The sequence below is a fragment of the Tatumella saanichensis genome (assembly GCF_000439375.1).
Classification (GTDB): Bacteria; Pseudomonadota; Gammaproteobacteria; order Enterobacterales; family Enterobacteriaceae; genus Tatumella; species Tatumella saanichensis.
On record NZ_ATMI01000054.1, the window covers coordinates 65982 to 85627 of the forward strand.

Here is a 19646-nt window from a genome sequence, read left to right on the forward strand (position 1 = left end):
AGGAAAGAGCGACTACCTGTCTGAGCATAGCCGATCCTATCCATCACGACACGGTCAAGGTTTAAACTCCAGTGTCGCCTCTTTTACCGCCTGCCAAACTTCCTGGCTAGGTGGCTTTGGTATCCGCGCCATTTTAGCCGCGGTAATCGCTGCTTGGCAGAGTGCCGGATCCCCTCCTGCCGCGGTGGCAGAAATCAGGAGTCCGTCCGGTGCCAATCGGATACTCACGTCACAGGTTTTACCCACATAATTATCAGAGTCATAGAACTTACTCTGAATCGCACCTTGGACCTGGCCGATATAACTCTGTATCGCCGCACCGGATGCCCCGGATTTTTTCTGGGCACCCTGGCCAGCTGCAGAAGCACCGGCAGTTTTGCCACTCTTAGGCGCATTTTTGCCGGAAGACAGACCACCTAATAGATCATCAACTTCACTGCTGTTTTTAGCGGCGGCGGCAGCTTTCGCTTTCGCCGTGGCCTTAGCTTTGGCTTCTGCTGCCGCTTGGGCTTTAGCCTGTTGCTCTGCCTTAGCTTTGGCTTCTGCTGCCGCTTGGGCTTTAGCCTGTTGCTCTGCTTTAGCTTTGGCTTCTGCTGCCGCTTGGGCTTTAGCCTGTTGCTCTGCTTTAGCTTTGGCTTCTGCTGCCGCTTGGGCTTTGGCCTGTTGCTCTGCTTTAGCTTTGGCTTCTGCCGCCGCTTGGGCTTTGGCCTGTTGCTCTGCTTTAGCTTTGGCTTCTGCTGCCGCTTGGGCTTTGGCCTGTTGCTCTGCTTTAGCTTTGGCTTCTGCCGCCGCTTGGGCTTTGGCCTGTTGTTCCGCTTTAGCTTCTGCTGCCGCTTGGGCTTTGGCCTGTTGTGCCGCTTCAGCTTTCGCTTGGGCGGCGGCAGCTTTAGCCTGCTGTTCTGCTTCGGCTTTCGCTTGAGCGGCGGCAGCTTTAGCCTGCTGTTCTGCTTCGGCTTTCGCTTGGGCGGCAGCGGCTTTAGCCTGCTGTTCTGCTTCGGCTTTCGCTTGGGCGGCAGCGGCGGCTTTGGCCTGCTGTGCCGCTTCGGCTTTCGCCTCGGCAGCAGCCGCTTTTTGCTGCTGTTCTGCTTCAGCCTTGGCCTGAGCGGCTTGTTTAGCCTGTTCCGCAGCCCCCGCTTTAGCCTGTTCGGCATCATCCTGCTGTGCTGGCGACGTGTTCGGTTGCTGCGACTGTTGTTGCGCGGACTGCTTAGCACTTTGCTGTGAGTTCTGGCGGTTGTACTGTTCGACAACGGCTCCCGGATCAACCATTACCGCATCGAGATCACTGCCGCCACCGCCACCGCTGGTTTCGAGTTTTTCATTTAACGAGCTGATGATCAGTATGGCGATCAGCACAATGTGCAGTATCACCGAAATAATGATCGCCCGTTTCAGCTTATCGTTTTGCTCGGTTGCCTTCGACACTCTCGGTTCCCAAAAACGGATTAAAGTTAAATCGGTTGCGTCATCAGGCCGACAGATTTAACACCTGCCTGATGGAGCAGATTCAGTACCTTGATAATTTCGTCATAAGGCACCTGCTTGGCTCCGCCGATTAAGAACACCGCCTTGGGGTTTTCCTCAAGACGCCGTTGTGCTTCGCTGATAATCTGTTCCGGAGGTAACTGATCCATCCGCTGATGATCAGCGACAATGCTGTACTGCCCTACCCCGGAAACTTCAACAATGATCGGAGGATTATCATCCGTCGACACTGTTTTCGAATCAGTCGCATCCGGCAGGTCAACATTTACGCTCTGGGTAATAATCGGTGCTGTCGCCATAAAGATCAGCAGCAGCACCAGCAGAACGTCCAGCAGCGGTACGATATTTATCTCAGACTTCAGCTCGCGACGTGCGCGACCACGCGTTCTGGCCATAAATCAACCTCTGCTTACTTTGAGCTGTCGCTGGTAAAAGCCTGACGATGAAGGATTGCGGTAAATTCTTCGGTAAAGTTGTCGTAACCCTGCTCCAGTTTATTTACGCGCTGGTTAAGCCGGTTATAGGCCATTACCGCAGGGATGGCGGCGAACAAACCAATTGCCGTTGCGATCAGTGCTTCCGCAATACCTGGCGCAACCATCTGCAGGGTCGCTTGTTTTACAGCGCCGAGGGAGATAAAGGCATGCATAATCCCCCAGACTGTACCGAACAGACCGATATACGGACTGATGGAACCGACGGTGCCCAGGAAAGGAATGTGATTTTCCAAGCTTTCCAGTTCGCGGTTCATGGAGATACGCATTGCACGGCTGGCACCTTCTACCACCGCTTCCGGTGCATGACCATTGGCTCGATGCAGACGGGCAAACTCTTTAAAGCCCGCATAGAAAATTTGCTCGGAACCGGTCAACTCATCGCGACGTCCCTGGCTCTCCTGATAGAGACGAGAGAGATCAACACCAGACCAGAATTTATCTTCAAAGGCTTCGGCTTCACGGCCAGCAGCATTCAAGATACGGGTACGCTGAATAATGATTGCCCAAGAGGCAATGGAAAACACAATCAAAATCAACATAATGAATTTGACCAGAAGGCTGGCCTTCAGGAACAAATCAAGGATGTTCATGTCAGTCACTGCTTGAACTCCGCGACAATGGATTCAGGAAGCGCAATCGGCTTCATACGATGTATGTTAATGCAGGCAATCAGCACGTCAGCTTCATTGATCACCTTGCCTTGTGAATTCACAATACGCTGACGGAAAGTCATGCTGGCGCGCCCCATCTCTACAACCTCACTTTCAATCTGAAGAAGGTCATCAAGACGTGCGGCAGCAATAAAATCCACGTTCATCCGCCGTACCACGAACCCTACTTGCTGTTCTAACAGCGTTTGCTGTGTAAAGCCGCATTGGCGTAAGGCCTCTGTACGTGCTCGTTCATAGAAGGCAATATAACTGGCGTGGTAAACCACTCCGCCGGCATCGGTATCTTCATAGTAGACCCTGACCGGCCATTGAAATTTTAACTGACTCATGCTGCACCTAGCATTAGCTTCAAACCCGCCTACTATACGCAAGAGAATTGACCTTTGGAATGGGACAACACTGAGCTTAGAAAATAATTATTTCTGATGACACTCCGCAGCAGGGTTTTGCAGGATATGCTGACAAAGCCTTAAGATTTTTTACTTTTTGTTCAGGGGATTATTCGCGGAGGATTGCGACAGTGAATAACGAAACTGCCCCGCGCACATAGTATTACGGGGCATCATAACGGCTAATGGCCGTTAAAGAAAAAACAGAACACGGCCGCCAGTAAAATCAGCAAACCCGGTAACGGGTTAAACAGCAACTGCCAGCGTCTGGTTTGCAAGCGTAGACCACTGCCGTGGATCACCCCGCTACACACCGCCCAAATTAATGCCAGTACCCATAAAACAGCATAAGGCTCAGGCACGATGGCCAGGCGGGACGGGTCCCACAGTACACAACCCGCCACCAGCAGAGCGAGTAACAGGGAAAGGACCCGTACAGGGCCCTTATCCGCTAACCGGTAAATGCCGATCATTTCTGACATCAGATCTCTTCCTGATCGTCAGTGATATGTTCCAGCGCCAGGGCTGTCATCACACCGAATGAACAAGCCAGCAGGGTGCCCAGTATCCAAGCAAAGTACCACATAATAATCGTCCTCTTAGTACAATGAATGAGAGTTACGTTCGATATCGTCTTTGGTGATACGGCCAAACATTTTGTAGTAACACCAGCTGGTGTAGGCCAGAATAATCGGTACAAAGATGATGGCGGCAAACGTCATAGTGGTCAGCGTGCGTAAGCTTGAGGTTGCATCCCACATGGTTAGGCTCATACCCGGATTAGTCACTGAAGGCATAATGAACGGGAACATAGCCACACCGGCGGTCATGATCACGCAAGCAATGGTCAGCGATGAGCTGATGAATGCCCAGCCACCTTTATTCATGCGTGTCATCAACACGGTGAACAGTGGCAGGACCACGCCCAGCAGCGGGAACAGCCACAGTACTGGCGATGCCTTAAAGTTTGCCAGCCAAGCACCGGTTTCACGCGCTACCTCTTTATCCAGCGGGTTAGAGGCCGCATGATGGTCAATCACACTTTTCAGCACGTAGCCTTCAATACCGTAAGCAACCCAGATCCCGGCAAGTAGGAAGCAGACCATCATGACCAGCGTAGCAACCTGGGTCACCGTACGGGTACGTAGGTGCAGCTCACCGGTGGTACGCATCTGCAAATAGGCCGCGCCTTGCGTCAAGATCATGGTCAGACTGACGATGCCCGCTAACAGAGCAAACGGGTTGAGCAGCATAAAGAAGTTACCGGTATAAAACAGGCGCAGGTATTCATCCATATGGAAAGGGACACCCTGCAACAGGTTACCGAATGCCACACCGATCACCAGCGGCGGAACAAAGCTACCGATAAAGATTGCCCAGTCCCACATACCGCGCCAGCGGTTGTCTGCCAGTTTCGACCGGTAATCAAAGCCAATCGGACGAAAATACAGGGACGCCAACACCAGGATCATCGCAATGTAAAAGCCAGAGAAGGCAGCCGCATAGACAGTCGGCCAGGCAGCGAACAATGCGCCCCCTGCCGTGATCAGCCATACTTGGTTGCCGTCCCAGTGCGGGGCGATACTGTTAATCATAATCCGGCGTTCGGTATCGGTACGACCGATCACGCGGGTCAGCATGCCAACCCCCATATCGAAACCGTCAGTCACCGCGAACCCGATTAAAAGCACCCCGACCAGCAACCACCAGACAAAGCGCAATACTTCATAATCAAACATTGTATGTTCTCCTGAATTATTGGGCCGGCTGTGAGGATGCAGCCAGTTTCTCGTGATGATAACGGCCGGTTTTCAGGCTGCTTGGACCCAGACGAGCAAACTTAAACATCAAATACATTTCCGCAATCAGGAACAGCGTATAGAGTCCGCAAATCAGTGCCATGGAGAACAGCAGATCACCCGCAGTCAAAGAAGAGTTCGCCACGGAGGTCGGTAATACTTCACCGATAGCCCACGGTTGACGGCCATATTCTGCGACGAACCAGCCAGACTCTACCGCGATCCACGGTAAAGGAATGCCCCACAATGCCGCTTTCAGCAACCAGCGCCATTTACCGATACGGTTACGCACTACACTAAAGAAGGAGAGCGCGATGATCGCCAGTAATAACACACCACACAGCACCATAATACGGAACGCAAAGTAGAGTGGCAGCACTCGCGGAATAGAATCTTTAGTTGCCATCTGGATCTGGGCATCGGTCGCATCACTGACATTCGGGGTATAGCGTTTCAGCAACAAGCCGTAACCAAGATCTTTCTTAGAGGCGTTAAAAGCTGCCCGTACCGCCGGATCAGTGTTACCACTGCGCAATTCATTCAACAGCGCGTAAGCTTTCATACCATTACGGATGCGCACTTCATGTTGCGCCAGCAGATCTTTCAGACCAATCACCGGCGTGTCCACCGAGCGGGTGGCAATCAGGCCGAGTAAATAAGGGATCTGGATGGAGTAATGGTTGGTTTCCTGATCCTGATCAGGGATACCAAACAGAGTAAAGGCGGCCGGTGCTGGTTGGGTATCCCATTCAGCTTCGATAGCCGCTAATTTGGTTTTTTGCACATCACCGATTTCATAGCCAGATTCATCGCCGAGCACTATCACCGATAACACTGCCGCCATACCAAAGCTCGCGGCAATCGCGAAGGAGCGTTTGGCAAAAGCCATGTCGCGACCTTTCAGCATATAGAAGGCACTGATACCGAGTATAAACATGGCACCGGTGGTATAGCCAGACGCGACGGTATGGACGAATTTAACTTGAGCCACTGGGTTGAGGATGAGTTCCGAGAAACTGACCATCTCCATACGCATAGTTTCAAAGTTAAATTCCGACGCGACCGGGTTTTGCATCCAGCCGTTAGCTACCAAGATCCACAGGGCTGACATATTGGAGCCCAAGGCCACTAACCAAGTGACGGTCAGGTGCTGAACTTTACCTAGGCGATCCCAGCCGAAGAAAAACAGGCCGACAAAGGTGGATTCAAGGAAAAACGCCATCAGACCTTCGATAGCCAACGGCGCACCGAAAATATCTCCGACGTAATGGGAGTAGTAGGACCAATTGGTACCAAACTGGAACTCCATGGTCAGACCCGTGGCGACTCCGAGGGCGAAATTGATCCCGAAAAGTTTGCCCCAGAATTTGGTCATATCTTTATAGATTTGTTTGCCGCTCAGCACATATACGGTTTCCATTACTGCCAACAGAAACGCCATCCCCAGCGTCAGTGGCACAAACAGAAAGTGGTACATTGCAGTCAAGGCAAACTGTAGGCGAGACAGTTCGACGATATCAAACATCCTGACTCCTTGCTCTTTTTAATAAAAACATTCTCTTCATCAACCCTGTTACTGCGCCAGGTACTCTGAGAATAAGCCGTGTGTGTCGCAGTGAATTATATTTTCTTTTCTTCAGCAGAAATTTGACTCGTGACGGAGAATCACGTTTTTGTTGCTGTGTGCACTGTGTCATTTCCTGGTCGCTGGGATATTTTGAGTTACATAAATGTAATAAAAAAACCCACTGTCAATTTTTTCAGTGAAGTAAGGAATGATAGACAACTCTCTTATTGACGCAGAACAATTAAATCCAAAATCCTGATCTATAGCCAGTGGATAAAATAGATATAACTCGCGGTTTATTGATCTGAATCGTCATTTTGTAGAATAAATTTTGCTATGACGCAATGGGCTGATGCCCTGCCCTACAGACGTTGGCAGCAATAGTGAAGGGGGAGGAGGTCGTGTTGTAGCCAGACAACGATTGGAAGTGACGCGCACGGGTGAGAAGCAATACTCTCCGTAGTTGGAGTGATACTAACCGCTATTACACTATTTAGAAAACATTTATTTCACAATTCGGAAAATATCAAAACGGTACCCTCCATACTGTTACCGGAAACATTATCTGCCTAATTGTTTTATCAAATAACAGTGGTAATGTGGTGGAGTTAGTCGTGGTATTAATTAGCGGTTACGCGGTTCAGTTAAAAAAGACCATCGCGATAAAGCGATGGTCTTTAGACAGAAAAGAGATCTGATTATTTGGCCGGTAATACTGCCTTAACGGCATCACCAATATCGGCCAAGCTGTGGACGGTTTTTACCCCAGCCGCTTCCAGTGCTGCAAACTTCTCATCTGCGGTACCCTTACCCCCGGCGATAATGGCACCAGCATGGCCCATACGTTTACCTTTTGGCGCCGTGACACCCGCGATATAGCTGACCACCGGTTTAGTAACATGCTCTTTGATAAACGCGGCGGCTTCTTCTTCTGCACTGCCGCCGATTTCACCAATCATTACAATGGCTTCGGTCTGCGGATCCTGTTCAAAGAGTGCCAAGATATCGAGAAAGCTGGAACCTGGGATTGGGTCTCCACCGATACCGACGCAAGTAGACTGACCGTAACCGATATCAGTGGTCTGTTTTACCGCTTCATAGGTCAGGGTACCGGAGCGGGAAACAATACCCACACGGCCCGGTTTATGGATGTGACCTGGCATAATGCCGATTTTGCACTCACCTGGGGTGATCACGCCCGGGCAGTTCGGACCGATCATCCGTACACCCGCCTGCTCAAGCTTCACTTTAACCGTCAGCATATCCAGGGTCGGGATCCCTTCGGTGATAGTAATGATCAAGCGTATCCCGGCGTCGATGGCTTCGAGGATGCTGTCCTTACAGAACGGTGCCGGTACGTAAATCACCGATGCTGTGGCGCCGGTCTGTTCAACCGCTTCGCGCACCGTATTAAACACAGGTAGCCCAAGGTGAGTAGTGCCCCCTTTGCCTGGCGTCACGCCGCCGACCAGTTGGGTACCATAAGCCAGCGCCTGTTCAGAGTGGAAGGTCCCCTGCCCGCCAGTAAAACCCTGACAGATCACTTTGGTGTTTTTATCGATGAGAATTGACATTATTTGCCCTCCGCTGCGGCAACCACACGCTGTGCTGCATCACTGAGACTGGTGGCTGCAATAATGTTCAGCCCACTTTCCGCCAACCTTGACGCGCCCAATTCGGCATTATTTCCTTCGAGACGTACCACCACCGGAACACTCACCCCGACCTCTTCCACCGCACCGATAATGCCATCAGCAATCAGGTCACAGCGGACAATGCCCCCGAAGATATTCACAAACACGGCTTTTACCGCATCGTCGGAGAGAATAATTTTAAAGGCTTCGGTCACACGCTCTTTGGTGGCTCCCCCCCCCACATCGAGGAAGTTTGCTGGCTGACCACCATGGTGTTTAACAATGTCCATGGTCCCCATCGCCAGACCGGCGCCATTGACCATACAACCGATATTGCCTTCTAGGGCCACATAGTTCAGTTCCCAGTGTGCCGCTTGGGCTTCACGGGCATCTTCCTGGCTTGGGTCATGCATTTCACGCAATTCCGGCTGACGGAACAGCGCATTACTGTCGATGCTCAGTTTGCCGTCCAAACAGATCAGGTCATCGGTTTTGGTGATCACCAGCGGGTTAATTTCCACCAGTGCTAGATCACGCTCTAAGAACAGGGTCGCTAATCCCATAAAAATTTTGGCGAACTGACTGACCTGCTTACCGCTGAGACCCAGTTTAAATGCCAGTTCACGTCCCTGATAAGGCATAGGACCAGTGAGTGGGTCGATGGCAATTTTGTGGATCAGGTGTGGGCTTTCTTCCGCCACCTTTTCGATTTCCACGCCACCTTCGGTAGAGGCCATAAAGACGACACGTCGGCTACCGCGATCCACCACTGCGCCCAAATAGAGTTCGCTGGCGATATCGGTGGCGGCTTCCACTAAGATCTGATTGACGGGCTGACCACCGGCGTCGGTCTGGTAGGTCACCAGCGATTTACCGAGCCAGTTTTCCGCGAAAGCACGGATCGCTTCTTTGCTATTAACCACCTTGACACCGCCGGCTTTACCACGGCCACCGGCATGGACCTGGCACTTCACCACCCAAGGACCGGCGCCGATTTTAGAGGCGGCTTCTTCTGCTTCTCGGGGAGTGGTGCAGGCATAGCCAACAGGTGCGGGCAAGCCGTACCGGGCAAATAATTGTTTTGCCTGATATTCATGTAGATTCATGGTGTTCTTCCATTCAGTTCAGAAAAGAATAAAGATCAGGCGCAGCAGAGTGCGCCTGGCGCAAAATCAGACATCCAGTAACAGACGGGTCGGATCTTCAAGCATCTCTTTAATGGCGACCAGATATCCGACAGATTCACGACCATCAATCAGACGGTGATCGTAAGAGAGAGCGAGATACATCATCGGCAGGATCACCACCTGGCCGTCAACGGCCATTGGACGATCTTTGATGGCATGCATCCCGAGAATGGCGCTTTGTGGTGGGTTGATAATCGGTGTCGACATCAGCGAACCGAACACACCGCCGTTGGTGATGGTAAAGTTACCGCCGGTCAATTCTTCCACCGTCAGTTTGCCGTCACGGCCTTTAACCGCCAGCTCTTTAATTTTCTTCTCGATATCCGCCATGCTCAATGCATCGACATCTTTAAGCACCGGCGTCACTAGCCCGCGTGGTGTCGACACTGCGATGCTGATATCAAAGTAGTTGTGGTAAACCACATCCTCACCATCGATAGACGCATTCACTTCTGGGAAACGTTTCAGGGCTTCGACTACCGCTTTCAGGTAGAAGGACATAAAGCCAAGACGCACACCATGGCGTTTTTCGAAGGCTTCACCGTACTGCTTTCTGAGATCCATGATCGGTTTCATGTTGACCTCATTGAAGGTGGTCAACATGGCCGTACTGTTTTTGGCTTCCAGCAGACGTTCCGCGACCCGCTTACGTAAACGGGTCATTGGCACCCGTTTTTCGCTACGGTTGCTTAATGCTGGCGCATCGCTTGCAGCCGGTGCCGCAGGGGGCGTGGCCGGTTTGGCCTGCGCAGCAAGGTGTTTTTCAACATCTTCGCGGGTCAGACGGCCGCCGACACCGGTACCGGTGATCTTGGTAGCATCCAGTGAATGTTCAGCAATCAGACGGCGGATCGCCGGGCTGAGGGCATCATTTGACTCTTCTTCAAGGGAGCCAGTCTGGCGCTGAGCGGGGGTCGTTTCTTGTGGCTCCGGTTTGATCGCTGATGCCTTACCGCTGCTGTCACCTTCTGACAGACGTCCCAGCAGTTGACGTGATACTACCGTCGCCCCTTCTTCTTCTAGAACGGCTTCGAGGATGCCGTCGGCAATGGCCGGCACTTCAAGGATCACTTTATCAGTTTCGATTTCCACCAGCACTTCATCACGCTGGACGCTATCGCCCGGTTTTTTATGCCATGTTGCCACGGTGGCATCGGCAACAGATTCCGGCAAATCGGGAACGAGAATTTCTAAGCTACTCATTATTTATCCTTATAATCAATCAACGTTCAGCGCATCATTGACCAGCTGTTGTTGCTGTTGCTGGTGAACCGACATATAGCCCACCGCCGGTGAGGCCGAAGCTGGACGACCGGCATAGCGCAGGGAGGCTCCCTGCGAGACCACTTCACGGAAATTATGCTGACTGGAGTACCAAGCCCCCTGATTCAGTGGCTCTTCTTGACACCAGACAAAGTCAGTAACGTGGGCGTAAGGTGCCAGTATTTCTTGCACCACTTGGTGCGGGAACGGGTACAGCTGTTCAATACGGATGATCGCCACATCTTGCTGGTTATTTTTGCGGCGCTGCTCCAATAGATCGTAATAGACCTTACCGGCACACATCACTACACGACGGACATTTTCCGGCAGCAGATCGTCAATTTCCCCGATAGCCGGTAAGAAATGGCCGTTTGCCAGTTCTTCGAGGCTGGACACCGCTAGAGGATGACGCAGTAATGATTTTGGTGACATGACAATCAGCGGACGACGCATTCCGCGCAACGCCTGACGGCGTAGCATATGGTAGACCTGAGCCGGCGTTGACGGGACACAGACCTGCATATTCTGCTCTGCACAGAGTTGCAGATACCGCTCCAAGCGTGCAGAAGAGTGCTCTGGCCCCTGACCTTCGTAACCATGCGGCAGTAACATCGCTAGGCCACACATCCGTCCCCATTTCTGTTCACCAGAGCTGATAAACTGATCGATAACCACCTGGGCACCGTTGGCAAAATCGCCAAATTGCGCTTCCCAAATGGTCAGGGTTCGCGGCGCCGCGGTGGCATACCCGTATTCAAAGGCCAGTACCGCCTCTTCAGACAACACCGAATCCCAGACTTTAAAATCACCTTGCCCGGAATGGATATGTTGTAGCGGCGTGTAGGTCGAGCCGTTTGTCTGGTTATGTATCACTGCATGACGGTGGAAAAAGGTCCCGCGGCCAGTGTCTTCACCGGAGAGACGGATAGGAATGCCTTCGTCAACCAAGGTGGCATAGGCGAGGTTTTCTGCCCCGCCCCAGTCGAACAGTTTGGTACCTTCCGCCATCTCTTCACGGTCACGATAGATTTTCGCCACCCTCGATTGCGCCTCAATGCCCTGCGGAATATGGCTGATACGGCGGGCCAACTCCTGCAAACGGGACATTTTGACCTGCGCCGGATAACTTTCATCCCAGTCATGATTGAGATACGGAGACCAAGTGTAAGAATTTAAGGACATCGGCCGCCACTCTTCGACCACGCATTCACCGGCATCCAATGCATCACGATACAGGTTAACCATCTCAGTAGCATCAGCACTGCTGATGACGCCACTTTCCAGTAGGCGGTCGGCATAGATCTTACGCGGCGTCGGATGCTTTTTGATTTTCTTGTACATCAGCGGCTGGGTGGCACTTGGCTCGTCCGCTTCGTTATGGCCGTGACGGCGATAACAAACCAGATCGATAAACACATCGCGTTTAAAGGTGTTACGGAAATCCAGCGCCAGACGGGTAACAAAAGCCACTGCTTCCGGGTCGTCGGCATTGACGTGGAAAATCGGGGCCAGCACCATTTTACCGATATCAGTACAGTAAGGCGTGGATCGGGCATCCAGCGGGTTGGAAGTGGTAAACCCGACCTGATTGTTGATGACAATCCGCACGGTACCGCCTACTTCGTAGCCGCGGGCCTGCGACATGTTGAGGGTTTCCTGCACCACACCCTGACCGGTAACGGCAGCATCACCGTGGATAGTGATCGGCAATACCTGATCATGAGAACGGTCAGCCACTCGGTCAAGACGCGCACGCACCGAGCCCATCACCACTGGGCTGACAATTTCCAGATGCGAGGGGTTAAACGCCAGCGCCAGATGCACCAGGCCGCCTTCAGTTTCCACATCGGAGGAGAAGCCCATATGATACTTCACATCTCCGGTACCAAGGTGCTCTTTGTGTTTCCCAGCAAACTCGTCAAACAGGTCCTGGGTCTTTTTACCCAACACGTTAATCAGTACATTAAGACGTCCGCGGTGGGCCATCCCCAGCACCACTTCGTGGGTACCGTGTTTTCCGCTATGGCGGATCATCTCACGCAGCATCGGGATCAGGGCATCGCCCCCTTCCAGCGAGAAACGCTTAGCCCCGGGAAATTTAGCACCGAGGTATTTTTCGATCCCTTCTGCAGCAGTCAGCTCTTTCAGAAAGCCTTTTTTCTCTTGCGCGGTAAAGCTCGCCTGCCCGACTACCGACTCAAGTCGCTGCTGGATCCAGCGCTTCTCTTCGGTATTATTGATGTGCATATATTCAGCACCAATCGAGCCGCAGTAGGTCTGCTTTAGGGCCTGATACAGGTCAGCCAGTTTCATAGTCTCTTTGCCGATGGCAAAGGAACCGACATTGAAACTTTCTTGGAAGTCTTCGGCGGTCAGGCCGTGAAATGCTGGGTCCAGATCCGAGACCGGTTCCTGTTTCCAAATCCCCAACGGGTCAAGCCGGGCTTCCTGGTGACCACGAAAGCGGAAGGCGTTGATCAGCTGCAGGACACGCACCTGACGGGAGTTGGTCGAGGGGTCGGTGACCGAAGAGGTGTAGCGGGCAGAATCTTTCGCCAGCCGACGGAAGTAATCACGGGTTGTCGAATGAAACTGTTCCGGTCGCAAATCATTGGCTGCAAACTGCTCGAAGCGCTCACGCCAGACAGGGTCAACCTGGTCAGGGTCAGTGAGGAAATCCTCATACAGTTGTTCGATATAAGACTGGTTCGCGCCTGCCAGCCAGGAGGAGTCCAGCCAGGGCTTCATTGCGCTGTTCTGCATGGTGATCCCTTAAGCATTATTCATGCTTTTCGTAGTTATTGTTGCTGTTTATACGGATGTTCCGGGACAGTGGTTGAGCCCGCTAAGACTCCCGTCGCAGAATTTCCAGTGTCTCAATGGATTCTGTGCCCCTGCTTACCCTGCCTGTGCCTAGATTAACGGGCAGTTTTCACGTTGCCGGAAAGCATCATCGCCTTGTTTTATATCATTAAACAGGGTGACATTAACACGTAAGAATCACGTTATTCACCACACCCTGTCACGGATGTTATCCCACTGACCGGGCGAATCCCTGGTAAAAACCTCTGGCTGTCACAACGTCAAAGGGCTTTACCAGAGACTGCAGACTCTGCCGGGAAGGCTTCCCTTCCCGGCAAGGGCCTTACGCATTACGTTGCAGCAACATTGATTTAATGTGACCAATGGCCTTGGTCGGGTTAAGCCCCTTTGGACAGACACTGACACAGTTCATGATGCTGTGACAGCGGAACACACTGAAGGCATCGCCGAGATCATCCAAACGTGCATCGGTTTCACTGTCACGGCTGTCTATCAGGAAGCGGTAAGCGGCCAACAGCCCAGCCGGGCCGATAAATTTGTCCGGATTCCACCAAAATGACGGACAAGAGGTTGAGCAACAGGCGCAGAGGATACACTCGTACAATCCATCCAGATGCGCCCGCTGCTCTGGGGATTGCAAGTTTTCCCGCGCCGGCGGATGAGGATCATTGTTCTGCAGAAAAGGTTTAATTTTTTCATACTGAGCATAAAACTGCCCCATATCGACCACCAGGTCGCGGATCACTGGCAGCCCCGGTAACGGCCGGATAACAATTTTGCCTTTACCCTGCAGTGCAGAAACCGGGGTGATACAGGCCAGCCCGTTTTTACCGTTCATATTAAGGCCATCAGATCCACAGACCCCTTCACGGCAGGAGCGACGAAACGCGAGAGTAGGATCCTGCTCTTTCAATAGGATCAGCGCATCCAGCAGCATCATATCGCGGCCGTCTTCCGCCTCCAGGGTATAATCCTGCATGCGCGGCGCATCATCGGTTTCTGGATTGTAACGGTACAGCGAAAATTCTAATTTCATCAGTCTCTCTCCGCCGGTTAATAGGTGCGTACTTTTGGCGGGAATGCCGCGCGTAAAGTAGGCTGCATATTGACAGCGCGTCGTGTCATGCTCTCAGATTGCGGTAAGTAGAGGCTGTGGCATAACCAGTTTTCATCATCGCGATCAGGGTAATCGAAGCGACTGTGCGCCCCGCGACTCTCGGTACGGTAGTTGGCCGCCACTGCTGTGGCATAAGCGGTTTCCATCAGGTTATCCAGCTCCAGGCATTCCACTCGCTGGGTGTTGAAGTCCGGTGAGCGGTCATCCAGCCGCGCAAATTTCAAACGCTCACGGATCTGTTTCAGTTCTTCTAACCCTTTGGCCATGGCGTCCCCTTCGCGGAACACCGAGAAATTGTGCTGCATGCATTTCTGTAAGGCTTTACGGATCTCCGTTGGATCTTCGCCAGAGGTGTTGTTATCCCAGCGGTGATAACGGGCCATTGCCGCCGCGATCTGATCATCCGTGGCATCGACCAGTGGACCCTGCTGTTCGATACACTCCAGCAGGTGTAGGCCCGCAGCACGTCCAAAGACCACCAGATCCAGCAACGAGTTTCCGCCGAGGCGATTCGCACCGTGCACCGATACACAGGCAATCTCCCCTACGGCGAATAGACCTGGGATCACCACATCGTTGCCCTGTTCATCGACCGTTAACGCCTGACCTGTGACACGAGTCGGAATACCACCCATCATATAGTGACAGGTTGGGATCACCGGAATCGGTTCCTTAATCGGATCCGCATGGGCAAAGGTCCGCGATAACTCGAGGATGCCAGGTAAGCGAGATTCCAGTACCTCTTTGCCTAAGTGATCCAGCTTCAGCTTGATATGTGGTCCCCAAGGACCGTCACAGCCACGGCCTTCACGAATTTCGATCATCATCGAGCGGGCTACCACATCACGACCTGCCAAATCTTTGGCGTTCGGCGCGTAACGCTCCATAAAGCGCTCACCGTGTTTGTTCAGCAGGTAGCCGCCTTCCCCTCGGCAACCTTCGGTCACCAGTACCCCGGCTCCGGCGATGCCGGTCGGGTGAAACTGCCACATTTCCATATCCTGCACCGGGACGCCTGCCCGCAGCGCCATACCGACACCGTCGCCGGTATTGATATGGGCATTAGTGGTCGACTGATAAATACGTCCGGCACCGCCGGTCGCTAGGATGGTGGCTTTGGCTTTGAAATAGACCACTTCACCGGTTTCGATGCACAGCGCAGTACAGCCGACAACGGCGCCATCGGTATTCTTCACCAGATCCAGTGCATACCATTCTGAGAAAATGGTGGTTTTGTTTTTTAGGTTTTGCTGATAAAGGGTATGCAGTAACGCATGACCGGTACGGTCGGCGGCGGCCGCAGTACGGGCTGCCTGCTCACCGCCAAAATTCTTAGATTGTCCACCAAATGGGCGCTGATAGACCCGGCCATCGTCAAGGCGGGAGAATGGCAGCCCCATATGTTCCAGTTCCAAAATCGCTTCTGGGCCGGTTTTACACATATATTCAATGGCATCCTGATCACCGATGTAATCCGACCCTTTTACGGTGTCGTACATATGCCATTCCCAGTTATCTTCATGGGTATTGCCGAGGGCAACGGTAATCCCCCCTTGCGCGGATACAGTATGTGAACGGGTAGGAAACACTTTCGACAACAATGCACAACTCTGTCCTGACTGAGAAATCTGTAAGGCTGCGCGCATACCTGCACCACCCGCCCCGATAACTACAGCGTCAAACTCTCTGACCGGCAAACTCATTTACACACCCCACACAATAATGGTTCCATAAAGGACATACGTCAGTAACGCCACGACGATCAGGCCCTGTAATACTAGGCGCACTGCCACTTGCTTAATATAATCTGTCAGTACTTGCCATAAGCCGATCCAGGCATGGACCAAAATTGACAGTAAGGTCAGCAGGGTAAATACCCGCGTAAAGGTGTGGGAGAAAAAGCCGTGCCAACTCTGATAAGTGAGTGGCCCTGAAATGATCAAGAAGCCAATAATAAAGAACACGTAGAGGGCAATCACGATGGCTGCGCCCCGTAGCAGTAACCAGTCATGAATACCGTTACGCCCCAGTGCTGATGCGCTGTTTACCATACTAAAACCCCCGCCAGAACCGCTAGTACGATCGTGATAATAAAAGATGCTTTTGCAGAACGTTGCCCCGCGGCCAGTGTTTCATCAAGTACGCCAGTTTCCATCAGCAAATGACGGATACCGCCGACAATATGATAGGCCAGTGCGGTGACAATGCCCCACAGGATCAGTTTGACAAACAGATTGCTAAAAATGGCCGATGCTTGTTGAAACCCCTCAGGGGAAGAGAGAGAAAGTCCGAGTAACCAAAGCAGAATACCGACGGCAGCAAACGTAATCACACCGCTGATACGGTGGAGGATAGAGGCTATTGCCGTCACGGGAAAGCGGATCGTCGACAGATCCAGATTGACAGGTCTTTGTTTTTTCACGATTTTGCCCACACACAGCTCTTTATTATTTTAGCTTCCTCCGGCCCTGCCGGAAACGCAAAAATCTGCATCACTTCTCTGACTTTCACGAAACCAGTTCAGTCACATCCAGTGTTAAATGACGGGTAAAAACGCTGGGTGGCTCCTGATCACAGGATTTCCGGAGACCTATTGCGAGTATAGGGAGATCACATTCTGATTACAATTGACCTACAAATTGTTTGGTCATCTTTCGCCAAAATAGTGATCCGCATCACGATATAAGCACATCATGCCGCGCCTTGCCTCGATTTTACATAAATAAAACATATATTTCACAAATGCGATGGTATTACCATTATGATAGCTTAGGCGACGGGGATAGACTTTCCCAGACCTGTAAGTTATATAACTGATTGGGGAAGAAAATGCTAAGGCAATGATAACTGAACCCCAAATGTCAGCAGACAGACGCAATGTCATTGACTTTGTCGGCACAGAGGATGGCTGGCGTTGTTATACAGAGTGGTAAGTTGTGCCTGTTTTTTAAAAAGCGAGTAACACGCATAATTTGGCGTTTGCGGCATACCTGCCGACGCTAAAGGAGACCAAAATGACAGACAAGAAAGTAACGCTGACTCATGACGGTGCAGAGCCGTTAGTCCTCGATGTTCTAGAAGGGACATTGGGTCAGCAGGTAGTGGATGTTCGTACTTTGGGAAACAGTGGGTTATACACTTTTGACCCGGGCTATACCTCGACCGCCTCCTGCGAATCGAAGATCACCTTTATCGACGGTGACGCCGGTATCCTGTTGCATCGCGGCTATCCTATCTCACAGTTAGCGACCCATTCTAACTACCTCGAAGTCTGTTATATCCTACTGTACGGGGAAACCCCGACTGTTGAACAGTATGAAAACTTCCGCACCACGGTAACCCGTCATACCATGGTCCATGAGCAGATTACTCGGTTGTTCCACGGTTTCCGCCGCGATTCACACCCGATGGCAGTAATGTGCGGCGTCACTGGGGCACTGGCTGCCTTCTATCATGACTCATTGGACGTGAACAATGAACGCCACCGTGAAATCGCCGCTTTCCGTTTACTGTCAAAAATGCCAACGGTAGCAGCCATGTGTTACAAGTATTCCCTCGGCCAGCCGTTCGTGTATCCGAAGAATAATCTTTCCTATGCCGGAAACTTTCTGCATATGATGTTTGCCACCCCTTGCGAAGAGTATGTGGTCAATCCTGTGTTGGAAAAAGCCATGGACCGTATCCTTATCCTGCATGCGGATCACGAGCAAAATGCGTCAACCTCGACCGTGAGAACGGCAGGCTCTTCTGGTGCCAATCCGTTCGCCTGTATCGCCGCAGGGATCGCCTCTCTTTGGGGGCCGGCCCATGGCGGTGCTAACGAAGCGACCCTGCACATGCTTGAAGAGATCCAGACTGTTGAGCATATCCCTGAATTTATCCGCCGCGCCAAAGACAAAAATGACTCTTTCCGCCTGATGGGCTTCGGTCACCGCGTCTACAAAAACTACGATCCGCGGGCCACTGTGATGCGGGAAACCTGCCACGAAGTCCTTAAAGAATTGGATATGAAAGATGATCTGCTGGAAGTGGCCATGGAGCTTGAGCATATCGCCCTCAATGACCCTTACTTTATCGAGCGCAAACTCTATCCAAACGTAGATTTCTATTCCGGTTTGATCCTCAAAGCAATGGGTATCCCGACCTCAATGTTTACGGTCATTTTCGCCATGGCTCGGACCGTTGGCTGGATTGCTCATTGGATTGAAATGCATGAAGAAGGTATGAAAATCGCCCGACCACGTCAGTTGTATACCGGCTATAACGAGCGTGAATTTACCTCAAACCTATCTGAATAACCTTTATGAAGGTGCCTGCAGGCACCTTCAGTCTGTCACCGTCCGGCCACGTTATCCGGTGAATAAGTCCTCAAGAACCTTGCGCATCGGCGCCTTATCGGCCTCCACCTCAAACCAGTAAGTCAGGTTGAGTGCACCTTGGTTAACCAGCATATTCAGCCCATTGAGGGTGCGACAGCCTTTCTCCTCTGCTAAGCGCAACAAACGGGTCTGTGGCGGGTTAGGGATCACATCGGCGACAAACAGCGCAGATCGCAGGCTATTCGCATCAATTTCCGGCATCGCTTCAGCATCGTCTAAGCCAACAGAGGTGGCATTTACCAAAATGTCTTGGTCTTCAGCAATGCTGATCCCCGGCGTCCAGTGGACAAAATGGGCATCTGCGGACGTATTGTCTTTGATCAGATCGGCCAGTGCCTGGCCCTTCTCTTTATCTCGGTTAATAATGGTGATCGATTTTGCTCCGGCTAAGGCGGATTCCACCGCAATCGCCCGCGCCGCGCCACCAGCACCGAGCAGCGATAAAGATTTATCGTTAATATCAATCTGTTCAATCAGCGCTTCAACAAATCCTTTACCGTCAGTATTCTCACCAATCAGTTTACCGTCACGAATAATCACACAGTTGACGGCACCGATCACTTTGGCGGAGGTGCCTAACTCATCAATATACTCAATGATCGCCTGTTTATTCGGGATAGAGCAGTTGAAGCCACGCCAGCCCATGGCTTTAGCGCCGGCCACAGCGGCCTGTAACTGCGCTTTACCGACATCACAGTTGATATAGCGGGCGGGAATATTTTGGTGCTGGTAGGCGGCTTCCATTACGGCAACCGTGGGGTTTTCGGAACAGGGGGATGAGAAAGATCCGGTCAGTTCACTAAGAAAATTTTCTTGTTCGGCCATCAGAAACTCC

18 protein-coding genes are annotated in these 19646 nt (G+C 51.9%); 1 reads left to right on the plus strand and 17 read right to left on the minus strand.

Features of this window, described 5'->3' with window-relative positions:
• Window positions 1-54: 54 nt before the first annotated feature.
• From tolA to sdhC, 16 genes are all read right to left on the minus strand, one after another.
• Complete coding sequence (tolA, locus tag DW47_RS0115165; RefSeq protein WP_029687280.1) at window positions 55-1425, minus strand: cell envelope integrity protein TolA; 1371 nt, start codon at window positions 1423-1425, stop codon at window positions 55-57.
• 26 nt (window positions 1426-1451) lie between these two features.
• Window positions 1452-1880 (minus strand): colicin uptake protein TolR, encoded by a 429-nt coding sequence (tolR, locus tag DW47_RS0115170; protein WP_029687282.1) that lies wholly within the window; start codon window positions 1878-1880, stop codon window positions 1452-1454.
• A gap of 14 nt (window positions 1881-1894) precedes the next feature.
• Complete coding sequence (gene tolQ, locus DW47_RS0115175) at window positions 1895-2581, minus strand: Tol-Pal system protein TolQ (protein WP_029687283.1); 687 nt, start codon at window positions 2579-2581, stop codon at window positions 1895-1897.
• Window positions 2578-2982, minus strand: coding sequence for a tol-pal system-associated acyl-CoA thioesterase (gene ybgC / locus DW47_RS0115180; RefSeq protein WP_029687286.1), 405 nt, complete (start codon window positions 2980-2982; stop codon window positions 2578-2580). Before ybgC ends, tolQ begins: the two co-directional genes overlap by 4 nt.
• 242 nt (window positions 2983-3224) lie before the next feature.
• Window positions 3225-3524 carry a cyd operon YbgE family protein gene (locus tag DW47_RS0115185; protein WP_029687287.1) on the minus strand — a complete coding sequence of 100 codons (300 nt, stop codon included), beginning with the start codon at window positions 3522-3524 and terminating at the stop codon, window positions 3225-3227.
• Window positions 3524-3628 (minus strand): cytochrome bd-I oxidase subunit CydX, encoded by a 105-nt coding sequence (gene cydX, locus DW47_RS17160; protein ID WP_071846664.1) that lies wholly within the window; start codon window positions 3626-3628, stop codon window positions 3524-3526. Before cydX ends, DW47_RS0115185 begins: the two co-directional genes overlap by 1 nt.
• A 13-nt stretch (window positions 3629-3641) precedes the next feature.
• Window positions 3642-4781, minus strand: a complete 1140-nt coding sequence (gene cydB / locus DW47_RS0115195) for a cytochrome d ubiquinol oxidase subunit II (protein WP_029687288.1) — start codon at window positions 4779-4781, stop codon at window positions 3642-3644.
• A gap of 16 nt (window positions 4782-4797) precedes the next feature.
• The gene (gene cydA, locus DW47_RS0115200; protein ID WP_029687289.1) at window positions 4798-6366 is read right to left on the minus strand and encodes a cytochrome ubiquinol oxidase subunit I; all 1569 of its coding nucleotides are present in this window, start codon (window positions 6364-6366) and stop codon (window positions 4798-4800) included.
• A gap of 740 nt (window positions 6367-7106) precedes the next feature.
• Window positions 7107-7982, minus strand: coding sequence for a succinate--CoA ligase subunit alpha (gene sucD, locus DW47_RS0115205; RefSeq protein WP_029687290.1), 876 nt, complete (start codon window positions 7980-7982; stop codon window positions 7107-7109).
• A complete protein-coding gene (sucC, locus tag DW47_RS0115210) occupies window positions 7982-9148 on the minus strand; it encodes an ADP-forming succinate--CoA ligase subunit beta (protein ID WP_029687291.1) in 1167 nt (388 codons plus the stop codon). Before sucC ends, sucD begins: the two co-directional genes overlap by 1 nt.
• Window positions 9149-9214: 66 nt before the next feature.
• Window positions 9215-10432: a 2-oxoglutarate dehydrogenase complex dihydrolipoyllysine-residue succinyltransferase gene (odhB, locus tag DW47_RS0115215; RefSeq protein WP_029687292.1), complete on the minus strand. Its 1218-nt coding sequence runs from the start codon at window positions 10430-10432 to the stop codon at window positions 9215-9217.
• Window positions 10433-10447: 15 nt separating this feature from the next.
• Window positions 10448-13255, minus strand: a complete 2808-nt coding sequence (gene sucA / locus DW47_RS0115220) for a 2-oxoglutarate dehydrogenase E1 component (protein WP_029687293.1) — start codon at window positions 13253-13255, stop codon at window positions 10448-10450.
• Window positions 13256-13637: 382 nt separating this feature from the next.
• The gene (locus DW47_RS0115225; protein ID WP_029687294.1) at window positions 13638-14351 is read right to left on the minus strand and encodes a succinate dehydrogenase iron-sulfur subunit; all 714 of its coding nucleotides are present in this window, start codon (window positions 14349-14351) and stop codon (window positions 13638-13640) included.
• A 17-nt stretch (window positions 14352-14368) separates the two neighbouring features.
• Entirely contained in the window at window positions 14369-16135 is a 1767-nt protein-coding gene (gene sdhA, locus DW47_RS0115230; protein WP_029687295.1) for a succinate dehydrogenase flavoprotein subunit, read from the minus strand.
• Window positions 16136-16483 carry a succinate dehydrogenase membrane anchor subunit gene (gene sdhD / locus DW47_RS0115235; protein ID WP_029687296.1) on the minus strand — a complete coding sequence of 116 codons (348 nt, stop codon included), beginning with the start codon at window positions 16481-16483 and terminating at the stop codon, window positions 16136-16138.
• A complete protein-coding gene (gene sdhC, locus DW47_RS0115240; protein ID WP_029687297.1) occupies window positions 16477-16866 on the minus strand; it encodes a succinate dehydrogenase cytochrome b556 subunit in 390 nt (129 codons plus the stop codon). The genes sdhD and sdhC overlap by 7 nt, the downstream gene beginning before the upstream one ends.
• Window positions 16867-17446: 580 nt before the next feature.
• Between sdhC and DW47_RS0115245 the strand changes: the two genes are divergently transcribed.
• A complete protein-coding gene (locus tag DW47_RS0115245; protein ID WP_029687298.1) occupies window positions 17447-18730 on the plus strand; it encodes a citrate synthase in 1284 nt (427 codons plus the stop codon).
• A gap of 51 nt (window positions 18731-18781) precedes the next feature.
• Here DW47_RS0115245 and aroE read toward each other — a convergent pair whose 3' ends face one another.
• On the minus strand, window positions 18782-19636 hold the full coding sequence (gene aroE, locus DW47_RS0115250; RefSeq protein ID WP_029687299.1) for a shikimate dehydrogenase: 855 nt from the start codon (window positions 19634-19636) through the stop codon (window positions 18782-18784).
• Window positions 19637-19646: the final 10 nt, after the last annotated feature.